At 45.6% G+C, this 11,696-nt stretch carries 11 protein-coding genes; all 11 read left to right on the top strand.

All coding sequences use genetic code 11. The features are described 5' to 3' along the window. Positions 1–132 precede the first annotated feature (132 nt). Positions 133–438 (top strand): nucleotidyltransferase family protein, encoded by a 306-nt coding sequence (locus tag A0U42_RS07160; protein WP_065360440.1) that lies wholly within the window; start codon positions 133–135, stop codon positions 436–438. Continuing rightward, positions 426–809 (top strand): HI0074 family nucleotidyltransferase substrate-binding subunit, encoded by a 384-nt coding sequence (locus A0U42_RS07155; protein ID WP_065360439.1) that lies wholly within the window; start codon positions 426–428, stop codon positions 807–809. Before A0U42_RS07160 ends, A0U42_RS07155 begins: the two co-directional genes overlap by 13 nt. Positions 810–1,020: 211 nt before the next feature. Then, on the top strand, positions 1,021–1,422 hold the full coding sequence (tnpA, locus tag A0U42_RS11495) for an IS200/IS605 family transposase (RefSeq protein ID WP_083122421.1): 402 nt from the start codon (positions 1,021–1,023) through the stop codon (positions 1,420–1,422). Positions 1,423–1,428: 6 nt separating this feature from the next. Continuing rightward, complete coding sequence (locus A0U42_RS07150) at positions 1,429–2,541, top strand: RNA-guided endonuclease TnpB family protein (RefSeq protein WP_065360438.1); 1,113 nt, start codon at positions 1,429–1,431, stop codon at positions 2,539–2,541. A gap of 171 nt (positions 2,542–2,712) precedes the next feature. After that, positions 2,713–3,471: a glycosyltransferase family 2 protein gene (locus A0U42_RS07145; protein ID WP_065360437.1), complete on the top strand. Its 759-nt coding sequence runs from the start codon at positions 2,713–2,715 to the stop codon at positions 3,469–3,471. After that, complete coding sequence (locus tag A0U42_RS07140) at positions 3,471–4,601, top strand: glycosyltransferase (RefSeq protein WP_065360436.1); 1,131 nt, start codon at positions 3,471–3,473, stop codon at positions 4,599–4,601. The genes A0U42_RS07145 and A0U42_RS07140 overlap by 1 nt, the downstream gene beginning before the upstream one ends. 139 nt (positions 4,602–4,740) lie before the next feature. Continuing rightward, on the top strand, positions 4,741–6,771 hold the full coding sequence (locus A0U42_RS07135) for an LTA synthase family protein (RefSeq protein ID WP_255304126.1): 2,031 nt from the start codon (positions 4,741–4,743) through the stop codon (positions 6,769–6,771). Positions 6,772–6,950: 179 nt separating this feature from the next. Next, complete coding sequence (locus tag A0U42_RS07130) at positions 6,951–8,009, top strand: O-antigen ligase (protein WP_065360435.1); 1,059 nt, start codon at positions 6,951–6,953, stop codon at positions 8,007–8,009. Further along, positions 8,009–8,971, top strand: a complete 963-nt coding sequence (locus A0U42_RS07125; RefSeq protein ID WP_083122414.1) for a glycosyltransferase — start codon at positions 8,009–8,011, stop codon at positions 8,969–8,971. The genes A0U42_RS07130 and A0U42_RS07125 overlap by 1 nt, the downstream gene beginning before the upstream one ends. Further along, the gene (locus A0U42_RS07120) at positions 8,971–10,653 is read left to right on the top strand and encodes a PIG-L family deacetylase (protein WP_065360433.1); all 1,683 of its coding nucleotides are present in this window, start codon (positions 8,971–8,973) and stop codon (positions 10,651–10,653) included. The genes A0U42_RS07125 and A0U42_RS07120 overlap by 1 nt, the downstream gene beginning before the upstream one ends. A gap of 107 nt (positions 10,654–10,760) precedes the next feature. After that, on the top strand, positions 10,761–11,690 hold the full coding sequence (locus A0U42_RS07115) for a glycosyltransferase (protein WP_065360432.1): 930 nt from the start codon (positions 10,761–10,763) through the stop codon (positions 11,688–11,690). Positions 11,691–11,696: the final 6 nt, after the last annotated feature.

Raw genomic sequence — 11,696 nt, 5'->3', positions numbered from 1 at the left:
CTAAAGGGGAGCATATCAATCGGCAGGGCAGCCTTTTGCTGTCTGGCGTCTGTCCTGCCAATCGCTTGCGAAGTTAAGGAATCTTTGCTATAGTGAAACGAGAAAGACATTTATCGGAAGATGGGGATTATTATGACAGTCTACAGCATCTATGAAGAGCCTGTACAGCGCGTAAAAGAAGTGGTTTTGCAGCATTTCAAAGAACGAGATGTGCGCGTTTATCTCTTTGGGTCCTGGGCACGAGGAGAACAGAAGATGAGTTCCGACATCGATATAGCCATCGATAGCCGGGACGATATTTCCTATGAAATTACGTTGCTGAGAGAACGATTGGAAGAATCTACGATTCCTCGTCACGTCGATGTGGTGGATATGCATCACGCCGGAGCCGCTTTATGTCGGCGAATTCGAGAGGAGGGCGTTTTGTGGAAAGAATAACCGAACGGTATCGATTAGCCGTCAGGGCCTTGGGAAAATTTCACGAATTAGCCTCCCGTGACACCTTGAATGAAATTGAGCGGGACGCCCTGATTCAGCGGTTTGAATTTTCTTTTGAACTGATTTGGAAATGTGCTAAGGAACACCTCTATGTCCAAGACGGCATCGACGCCGCATCGCCGAAAAAAGTGATCCGTGCCTGTCGGGAAACGGGCCTTTTGAGCGACGCAGAAACGGAACAGGCCTTAAAAATGGTCGATGATCGGAATTTGACGACTCATACCTATGATGAGGCTTTTGTGGCAAGCTTAATTGGCCGCTTTCCTGAATACGACGCGGTCATGCATTCATGGCTGGAGAAATTGAAGTGATATGATGGCCTTGTTGAACGCTTTCATGAAACCTTACCGGTAAAAAGGGGCGGCTGTTCTGTGCAGCCGCCTCTTTTCTGTACTTTACCGGCCGGATGTGATAAAATATTACCGACATTGTTTAGCAGAGAGCCAATGATTTTAATCATTGGATAAATGTTTTTGTAGACAATATATTATGTTTTATCTACAAATGTGTTGTAATATAAACATGGAAACGATATATTTTAGAACAAAAACTACCGTGTCATTCATCAACTATCATTTTGTATTCTGTCCAAAGTATCGGCGCAAAATATTTCTTATTCCACAGTTAGAAAATCGTTTCAAAGAACTGACTCGACAGAAATGTGAAGAACTCGGAATTGAGCTTCTCGCAATGGAGTGCCATATTGATCATGTGCATCTTTTTTTGAAATGCTGGCCGAAGCAGTCTCCTGCCGAAATTATGAAGGAGGTAAAAGGAGCTTCTTCTCATGTTCTTCGTAACGAATTTCCAAAACTGAACGGAATGTCCAGCCTTTGGACAAGAAGTTATTTCGTTTCGACTGCGGGCAATGTCAGTAGCGATACTATCAAGTGGTATATTGATACGCAGAAAACAAGGGGGTGAGTTGCAATGATAAAGACCTACAAGTTTAAGCTTTATGCCGCAAAACGCAATAAAAAACTTCATCGGCAGATTAATGCCGCAGGTCTTGCCTACAATCATTGCATTGCCCTCCATAAGCGATACTGGCAGATATATCATAAGTTGCTGAACAGGTTTGCTTTGCAGAAGCACTTGACGAAGCTCAAGAAGCTTGAGCGGTTTAGTTATCTCAAAGAAATAGGCTCACAGGCATTGCAGGATGTCACTGACCGCATCGATAGAGCGTACAATCTCTTCTGGACCAATCTCAACAATAAACGTAAGACCGCACCGCCAGGTTTTAAGAACGTCTGCAAGTACAAGTCTTATACGCTCAAGCAGGCTGGCTGGAAGCTTGATGAGGAGCATGGCACAGTCTACATAGCCAAACAGAAGTACCGCTACTTCAAGAGCCGCAGCATCGAAGGCAGAATCAAGGCACTTACGGTTAAGCGGGACACTTTGGGAGACATTTATCTCTACTTCGTCTGTGAACAAAAATTTACAGAAGTTAAACTACGAACAGGTAAAAGCGTCGGGTTCGATTTCTGCTTTAAAGATAAAATGCTCGTTGCTCCGGATGAGGAAAATGATATTGCCGCGCCATCCTTCTTTCAGAAGAACCAGAAGGCTATCCGTACGGCCTGTCGAAATCTGTCGCGCCGTCAACTCTGCTCGAAGAATCGTCAGAAGTATCGTAAAGTATTAGCACGGCTCTATCACAAACAAGCGAATCAGCGCAGCGATTTCCACTTTAAACTCGCAAAAGAACTATGTCAGAAGTATGCAGTTATCTGTCTTGAAAGTCTCAGCATGAAGGCTATGCAGCAAGGTCACGGGAAAAAAGTCAACGACTACGGCTTTGCTGCGTTCGAGAATATCCTGGAATATGTCGGCCGTCAGACAGGAACACAAATCGTCAAGATAGATAAATTTTATCCGTCCAGTCAGATTTGTCACGACTGTGGCCACCAAAACAAAGAAGTTAAGAATATTCGTGTCTATGAATGGACTTGTCCTTCCTGCGGAATCCATCATGACCGAGATCGCAATGCAGCTAGAAATATTTTGTCAGAAGGTCTGAGACTACTAATGATCTAATCTTGTATACGGGTGGGGCATCATCCGTTAGGAGAGAGAATGTAAGGCCATCGCGAGATGCGCGGTTCTCGCTCGTATCCTAGAATCCCTCGGCTTTAGCCGTGGGAGTATGTCAAAAGCTTAAGTATACCGAGAGAATGACCCTATTTTGAAGAAAAGAGGACGCAGCTCGTGAGCTCATTAGCGATTTTAATTTTGACGAAGAATGAAGAAGACAACATTGTCGACGTTGTTAAGAATGCGAAAAAATGTACCGATGACGTTATCATCATCGATTCAGGAAGTACGGATAAGACGGTGGCACTGGCCAAGGAGCAGGGCGCGACCGTCTGTTTTCGTGCCTGGACCGACGATTTTTCAGCGCAGCGCAACTTTGCCCTCGAGCAGACAAAGGCCGATTGGGTGCTGTATCTCGATGCTGACGAACGCTTGAACGACGAGCTCATCGAGGCCGTCAAAGATGTGACGGACCATGATCCAATGACTCATCAGTATTCGATGGAGCGGAAGTCCGTCGCCTTTGGAACGACCTTCAATCACGGTGTATTAAAGCCGGACCATGTAAAGCGACTCTTTCCGCGGACGACGGTCACTTGGGTGAATAAAGTCCATGAGCATCCGGAATGTGCCCTGCCTGTTCGGAATCTTCCCGGTCATTTAGAACACTATACCTATAAAAATTGGCATCACTGGGAAGGGAAGCTCTGCCAATATACGACCATATGGGCTGAAGACGCCTATAAGCGGGGGAAACGGATTTCCTTATCGGGGATTTTTTTCCATAGTTTAGGCGGGTTCTTCAAGATGTTCGTATCCCGGGCCGGCTTCTTAGATGGTTGGATGGGAACATACATGTGCTTCAACCACTTCTTTTATACGATGTTGAAATATTTGAAATTATACGAATTGCAAAGAGCGGAGAAAAAATAATGCGGGTAGCTATTTTAGAAACAGTGAAGACCCAAGGCGGGTTTGAACAGGAATTCGACCGGCTGATCATCGATGAGCTGAAGAAAGAAGGCCATGAACCGGTCTTATATCTGCCGGAAAACAGCAGCCTGCCCGTTGACTTTGGGATTCCGATCGAATATATGAGCGGCGGTGAAATCGTCGATTATGAAGGCGCCGGCAAACTCAAAAAAATATGGCTGTCCATTCAGCGGGAACAGCGCCGTGTCCGGTGGTTCGATGCGGCCTATGAAAAGGCCTGCCGTCATGAAGTAGACGCCATTATACTGACGACGGCGACGTATCGATATTTACGATCGCTGCATAAAAGTAAACTGAAAGATAGCCCTGTACCGGTCATTTTTATTTTCTTGGGCGTCAATCCTCATGAAAAGCCGAAATTCCTGAAACAGGCTCGGCGCTGCGAAGGCTATCAAAATATCAAGTTAAAAATTACGAGCCTCCGCAATGACTTTACAGAGGATCACGTCTCTAACCTTGAAATCATTCCGCCGCCGGTTCTCCTCCCGCAAGGTGTTTCGGTGACGGCAAACCTTACGTATCATGAACCGGTCCGTATCGGTTTCTTCGGCCACTACCGCAAGGGAGAAAAAGATATTGACGGTATTATTCAAGCCTTTTTGGACAGCCATTTGGAAGGGAAGGCGGAACTCGTCGTTCAAGCGGCGCCGACCGGCCCCGATGATGCGGCCGATATGGCGCGAATTATGACCAAATACGGTAGCGAATCGGCCGTTCGGTTCATTCAGGGCAAGGTGCTGGGAAAAGCCTGGTACGACCTGCTGCAAAGCGTCGATGTCTTGTTTTTGCCTTATAGCAATGAACGCTATCTGTATAATTGGAGCGCCGTCTATTTCAATGCCTTGGCCTTGTATAAACCGGTATTGGCGACGAACGTTTTGAACCCGGAAATTCTCCGGACCTATACCGTCGGCCAAGAAGTGGACTTACAGAATCTGGGACGCCTCCATCAGCAACTGGGACAGTTTTTGCAGTCCTACGAAGAGATGCTGCCGACGTATGAGGCTGAATTAAAACGAGTAAATCATGATTTCAGTACAGCCACGTTCTTAGAGAACGTTTTAAAATAAGAAACCCGGCTGATGCGGGAGAAGAACTAAGATATTGGAAATGCTGTTGCTGCTTTTTTCAAACGATGAAGTGATAATGACCGATATCTGTAGCATCTGTCGCCATCAATAGCACTTCGCAGTTATCAAGGAGGAATAAATGGTGTTTGAACAGTTTTTTTTAGCAGTTCAACAAGATATTAAGCTATGGATTTTTTTCCCGATTTTATGTGCCGTATTTCGGGCCATTTTCATTTATGTCCATAATCCGTATCCGGGATTTGCCGGCAAACGCAACGCCTTATGGGAATGCTTTCGCTTCGGTTTCTGGTGGGGCATGGATTTAAATGCCTATGTCTTTGTCATTTCCATGGTCCTCGTTACTCTTCCGAGCCTTTTTATCGGACCTTGGCATCAGTACGGCGACCTGATTCGTGTCTTGCTCGGTATGGTTTACAGCGTCGTCCTGTATGTGGCTTTCGTCGGGAAAATGATTTTTTATGCCCAGTTTCACGATATTTTTAATAATATCATTTTCCTCGGCGAAAAAGCGGAGAAAAACAATCTTATCGATATCTTTTTTCACCAATACAATGGGGCCCGCAAATTGGCCTTACTCATCCCTTACTTAGCCATTGTCTTTTTTATCCTCCAAGGCATGATGGCGACGCCGGTTATTCCCTATCCGGCTATCAGCGGTTGGCATTACTACCTTTTCAATACATCTGTTGTATTGTTCATAATTGGGGCTTTTTATTTTTTCCGTTATGGTGGAACTTTTAAACATGATGATAAACCGGAATGGGATACGATTCCAGCCATTGTCAAGAGCGATCCCTTTTTGGCCAAAGCTACTGTTGACGACTTAATTGCTCTAAAGATGCTTCGCCATCGCCGCATGAGTGAGCGAATGCAGCGCAGTCCTGCAGAAAACCTTGCTTTCGTAAAGCCTTTCATTGAAGAACGGGGCGGCACGGTTGACTCTTTTAATGATGCTTTAAAGGCCGTCACTCATCAGGCGAAAGGGCCTAAGATAAAGAGACCATCCCATATTTTCTTGGTTGTCGGCGAAAGTTATTCTCAGCCTTATTTTGATCCGGCCTTTGCCGACCTTCATATTGCCGATGAAGGGAAGAAGTTGATGAATGACGTCCATACGGCGTCCATTAATACGACGTTATCCAGTGGCATCATTTCTCGGCCGTCTATCGTCGGCCTCATGCTGGGAATCTTCGATGCCGGGATGGAACTGAATGAACGGGAGCCTTTTTGGGAGGGGACACTGCCTACGTCGCTACCGATACAGCTGCGAAAACTGGGCTATGAAACGAATTATTGGTACGGCGGCAGTTTATCCCATGGTAACTTCAATCATTTTGCCCCGGCCTGCGGATTTAATCATTCCTATTCCGGTACCGATATCTGTGACCCGAAAGCGCCTCGTTCCTGGGTCGGTGTCTACGATCACATTTTTCTAAATAAGGTGGCCGACATGATTCAACAGCGCAGCGATGATGTGCCCCAGTTCCACTTTGTCTATACGACCTCGAATCATGGTCCCTATAAGATGCCCTTAAAAGATTTGGGCTTCGATGCTGAAAATGTCATGAAAGTCCAGGACGATGTGTTGAAAGAGAAAATCATTCCTAAGGTCTTAGGTACCTTTTGGTATGCCGATAGAGCTATTAATGACTTTATCCAGAAGATGAAGTCGGCCTATCCGGATAGCCTGTTCATCGTTACCGGCGACCATGGCTTCCAGTGTTCGGAACTGCAGCATACGTCTTTCATGAGAAGAGAGTACACTTTTCGGGAACTCCACTCGCCGGTCCTCATGTTCCATCATCCGGAAATCGATAAAAATTCACTGGTAGGCAATCGTATTGGCGGACACATGAATATTTTACCGACACTGTTTGAACTCATAGCCCCGGCGGGATTCACCTACTATTCTCTGTTTGAGTCATTGACAGAATCGGTTACGTCTTGTGTCACACCTTATCATTGGGTGGACCAGAAGGCAATTGGCGGTTGCGGAGAAACTCATTATCAACCTTTGACGGCGACATCCGGTGCGGATGTTATCCAGAAGCCTGCTCCTTATGACGATATTTGTGCCGCTGAAAAAAGTTTGACGGCTTATTTACTGCAGCGGCCTGAATTATTACGGCCGGTTGATGCCTGGCTTTGATAGGTACAGCCGGTCAGAGTGGAGAACTATCTATGTCTTATTGGCGAACATTCGAACAAAATTATCTTCCGTACGTCCCTATCTTTTTATTGACACTCAGCTGTGGTGCCGGATCGGGATCACTGATGACGGCGTCTTTTTTGGCTCACTTGATCATTTGCAGAAAAGAAGGACGGCCCATGGCGGAGACGCTGTGGAAAGCGCCTCTCGTTTGGCAGACGGTCGTGACCATTGCGCTGTTTTTGGGAACAGCGGCGCTTACGATTCCTTTTAATGATGGTAGGCCTGAGGTGATTTTAAAGTACGTCGAACGTCTGATTCCCCTTGTTTTGGTTATCCTTATGGTCCGACCAGGGAAGGGGACTTTTATTGCCGTTTGGCTCGGCATTTTCCTCTCTCTTCTTTGGTATTTGGGCTTGGTTGGAGTCTATCCGATTTGGAGGGACAATCGTTTGTTTGGCCCTTTCAGCAGCCCTAATTCCTTGGCTAGCGTGATGTTGGTTCTGCTTCCGATTGTATTATTTGGTACTATCCGCTATCGTTCTCTTTGTCCTAAAACGTCATTTTTCATGGCGGTAGCTTGTGTTGTTGCCTTTAGCATACTCCTTTGTACGGGATCTCGTAATGCCTACTTCGCTTTTTTTATCGTCTTTTTAGCCCTTTTGGTGTTCTGTTATCTGGGGAGGGAATGGCTGGCGTTAAAAATAATGGCCGGACTTCTCGTGGCGTCTTGTTTGATGATTGGCGTGGCAGCACCGCAGTTCATTTCTGACCGGCTTGACAGAGATCTTAGTCAGGATGGACGCGTTTATTTGACAAAGGTGGCCGTTCAGCTCATTGAGGAAAAGCCTTACATCGGAATCGGTCTCGGTCGTTGGGGGGAAGTTTATCATGAACGCTTTGAAGCCGATAATCCTTTCCATGAAAAAAATATCCAGTCACCTCATAATATTTACTTGCAAATTTGGAATGAAACGGGACTTGTCGGCCTTAGTGGCTTTTTAATACTCATCTTATTCCAACTAAGAGTAGTCCTCCATTCACTCATCGCTTATTATCGGAGCCACGGGCCGGGATTTCCCTGGCTGGCCGGATTTTTCCTACCTATCTTAGCTATCTATCTCTTTGGCCTCTTTGACTATGATTTTTTTGGCCGCCATATGATGCATCTCTATTGGTTTTTCTGGGGAATGACTATCTACAGCTGCGAGTACTATAAAAAGGAGATAAACCTCTGATGGAGCTTTCATTGAGTATTATCATACCCGTTTACAATAATGAAATCTATTTGCAGAATACACTGAAGAGCGTACTGAATCAAAGCTATGAGGATTTTGAGCTCTTACTTGTGGATGATGGTTCAACTGACGGTAGCTTGTCTGTTTGTCAGACATTTGCTGTACAAGATGGGCGAGTGCGCGTCATTCATAAAGAAAACGGCGGTGTCAGTTCGGCCCGTAATCGAGGCCTTGATGAAGCACAAGGGAAATACATTGCCTTTGTTGACGGCGATGACTGTATCGATACTAAGATGTACGAAGTCATGATTGATATCTTAGAAGGCGAGAAGGCTGACCTCGTCAACTGTCGGGTTATTAAGGAAAGTTCATATGAGGACACTCCTTATGAAGTCGGGACCATCGAAGTCAGTGATTTGCCGCTGAATTATCTGTCGAAAAAAGGCTATTTTATTGACAGCTCCTTAAATAAAATCTATCGGCGAGAGCTCATCGGCGACACACGGTTCAATGAAACCATATCTTATTCAGAGGATAAGCTGTTTGTAACGGAAGTCATCTTAAAAGCAAGGACGATGGCCCTCGTATCCAACACCTTTTACCACTATATCCAACATAAAGACAGTCTGTCTTGGAAAGATTCGGAAGACGTGTGGCTTGGAAATTTCAAGGTTCATCAACAAATCTATCAGCAGATGGAGGCTGGTGGTATTATCGGAGCTACTTTAGACAGTGCCTTTCGAGGCTATGTTCGCTCCATCATTGCTCTCTTGCGCTATGATATAAAACATCGCCGAAAAGATGCGTACAATCAGACGCTGATGGAACATGAAGCGGTATTGAAACGATTTCTGAAAGTAACGCCCTTGCCATTGGGGAAAAAATTAGAATATCTGACCTATATAGCCTCTTATAATCTGGCCTCCTTGGTTCACTATTATCCTAAACGGAGGCGATCGTAATGCATCTGTGTCAGGCAGGGGACAATTCTTTTTTGAATCAGTCTGCCAGCGGGAAAAAAGTCTTGGTTATTGTCCCTCATGAAGATGATGAAATAAATGTAGCCGGCAGTTTGATGTACCATTACATTCAAAGCGGCGCAGAGGTCTTTTGTGCCTTTACGACCAATGGAGACTATTCTTTTGCTGCTGAAACACGAATGAAAGAGGCCTGGAAATCGCTGCAGGTCTTAGGCGTAAGGAAAATCTTCTTTTTAGGTTATGGGGATACGTCCAATGCCTATGCCGGCGGTCATCTTTTCTATGCGACGGACAAGGCGGTGACGTCTCCGGCAGGGCATCAAGAAACCTACGGTTGTCATGAGTTCCCTGATTACGCCTTTGTAAAGCGGGGACAGCACAGCCGCTACTGCCGCCAGAACTTCAAACAGGATTTAACGGACCTGATACTGGATATAAGGGCTGATCTCCTCGTCGTCGTAGACTGCGATGTCCACGCAGACCATCGGGCGGCTTCCATCGTCTTTGAGGAAGCTTTGGGAGACATCCTTCGACAGTCCGGGAACTCATATCATCCGACAGTCTTAAAGGGCTTCGCTTACTGTACGTCTTTTGGGGCACCGAAAGATTTCTATGCGGACAATATTCGTTCTGTGCCTAAACCGTCTGCCGGCGACGACATTCTCATCGATACTTCTTCATATGAATGGAACAAACGCTTGCGGATTCCGGTACATCCTGCTTGTCGGGGCATGTATTTACGGCATAATATTCTATACCGGGCGCTGTTTCAACATGCATCCCAAAGTGCAGCCCTCCACGCTGTTCGGATTGCCAATGGCGACGCTGTTTTTTGGCGACGGCGGACGGATAATCTGGCTTTTCAGGCTGATGTTACGGCCTCTTCCGGTGATGCATCCAAGGTCTGTGATTTTAAACTGAGTGATACCGATGATATTGATGCGAAAAAATTTGTTCCGGCTCAGTATCTGTGGAGTCCGGATGATCGGGATGCAAAACGATGCCTCCATTTTCAGTGGTTGTCTCAGCAGGTCATTACGATGGTGAGTCTTGCCGGAAACATAGAAGACAGCGGACGGATTGAAAAAGTTCGCCTTTCCTTTAGCGATGGAACTTCCTATGATATCGGCCCTTTACCGACAAGAGGCCGTGTTCTTGAATACACCTTGCCAACCCCTAAGCGCGTATCGGCTTGTACCTTGAAGATTCTCGAAACTACAGGAGCGGCATGGGGATTAAGTGACGTCGGAATTTTTTCTGAAATTCATCCGAAGGGCGTCATTCCCCCTTTTATAAAACTTCTCGTTGGGGATGACTTTGTTTATGATTATGTATTACCTCTGGAGCAAGAATGTTGTCCGTTGAACTTGTACCGCTGTCAGACATCGTCACCGGTTACCTACACCGTCGTTGATAGTGATGGGGCAGTTGTCGATTCACAGGGGGTGGTTTCTTTTTCAAAAGAAGCCCGCTATGCTGTCGTTCGAGCGGAACTGGCCGATAACCCTGCCATATATGACCAAATTTATCTCCATCGGGTGCGTCCTGCTTTTTTGGTAAAACGCAGGCTGTTTCAATGGCTGGAAGATACACTGCTTACGTTTTATTTAAAAAAGTATCGAAAGTACACCCATATTCGTCATAAATATTTAAAACAGATATAAGTACATAAAAAATTCGATTGGTACTGGATAAGGAAATATAGTTTTTTTGAAGTTTTTATAGTATAATAACGAAGGTTGGATATATAAGGCAGTTGGGAAGGTGTCCTATGGAGCAAAAAGGGGTATTATCGGTCATCGTACCGGTATATAAGGTGGAAGCATATCTGCATCGGTGTATCGATTCGATCCGCAATCAAACGTATAAACAGTTGCAAATCATTCTAGTAGACGACGGTTCACCGGATGGCTGTGGGAAAATCTGCGATGACTATACCCGACTCGACGATCGTATCATCGCCGTCCATCAGGAAAACGAGGGCTTGAGTGGAGCGAGAAACAACGGGCTTCTTTTTGCTAAGGGAGAATACATCGCCTTCGTCGACAGCGATGACTGGCTCCATCCTGAGATGTATGAACGGCTTATCGCGCTTATCGAAAAATATGATCTCGATATGGCTCGCTGTTCCGTCATCGGCTCCGATGGGACTAAGGAAGAGGCTATTTTGCCGCGTAAAAAGGGCGTGGAAAATCAGCTTATTACCGGCTCGGATGTTTTTGAATTGTATTTTACGGAATTTCTCTGCAAAGTTGTTTGGAATGCCGTCTATAAGCGACATATTGTCATCGATATTTTATCGCCCGAACGCTGCCATTCACAGGATAATTACGTGTCGGGCCGCTACTTGTACCGCAGTCAACGGATGATGATTACCGATGAATGTTTATACTACTATTACAAAAACCCGACGAGCACGACCCATGGCGGGCACAAGCGGTTTTTGGACATCTGTATCTGCACTGAAAAATTGCGTGACGATTTGATTCATCAAGAACATATGCGTAACTCGTCGTATATTGATAGACTCAATAAAAAACTGGCTCGAGAGTTCTTTCATTTCGTTCGGGCCGAAGATGATCGGTATCGTCTGCAGTCTATGGAGAGGGAACAGAAGCGATTCATTGATGCGAACTTAGACTTCTTCCGTCGCCTCCGATTTGATTGGCTGCTGAGAAAGAAAAAGATATCCTTATATTAATGAAGC

Origin of the sequence: Megasphaera sp. DISK 18, assembly GCF_001682955.1 — a bacterium.
Lineage (GTDB): Bacteria > Bacillota > Negativicutes > Veillonellales > Megasphaeraceae > Megasphaera > Megasphaera massiliensis.
The sequence above is the reverse complement of the archived record's forward strand: the minus strand, read 5'-3'. Positions and strand labels throughout refer to the sequence as shown.

Coding starts and splice junctions, on each gene's coding strand:
- tnpA (WP_083122421.1), top strand. CDS start 1,021: ATGGAAACGATATATTTTAGAACAAAAACTACCGTGTCATTCATCAAC.
- A0U42_RS07160 (WP_065360440.1), top strand. CDS start 133: ATGACAGTCTACAGCATCTATGAAGAGCCTGTACAGCGCGTAAAAGAA.
- A0U42_RS07120 (WP_065360433.1), top strand. CDS start 8,971: ATGCATCTGTGTCAGGCAGGGGACAATTCTTTTTTGAATCAGTCTGCC.
- A0U42_RS07135 (WP_255304126.1), top strand. CDS start 4,741: ATGGTGTTTGAACAGTTTTTTTTAGCAGTTCAACAAGATATTAAGCTA.
- A0U42_RS07140 (WP_065360436.1), top strand. CDS start 3,471: ATGCGGGTAGCTATTTTAGAAACAGTGAAGACCCAAGGCGGGTTTGAA.
- A0U42_RS07125 (WP_083122414.1), top strand. CDS start 8,009: ATGGAGCTTTCATTGAGTATTATCATACCCGTTTACAATAATGAAATC.
- A0U42_RS07130 (WP_065360435.1), top strand. CDS start 6,951: ATGGCGGAGACGCTGTGGAAAGCGCCTCTCGTTTGGCAGACGGTCGTG.
- A0U42_RS07115 (WP_065360432.1), top strand. CDS start 10,761: ATGGAGCAAAAAGGGGTATTATCGGTCATCGTACCGGTATATAAGGTG.
- A0U42_RS07150 (WP_065360438.1), top strand. CDS start 1,429: ATGATAAAGACCTACAAGTTTAAGCTTTATGCCGCAAAACGCAATAAA.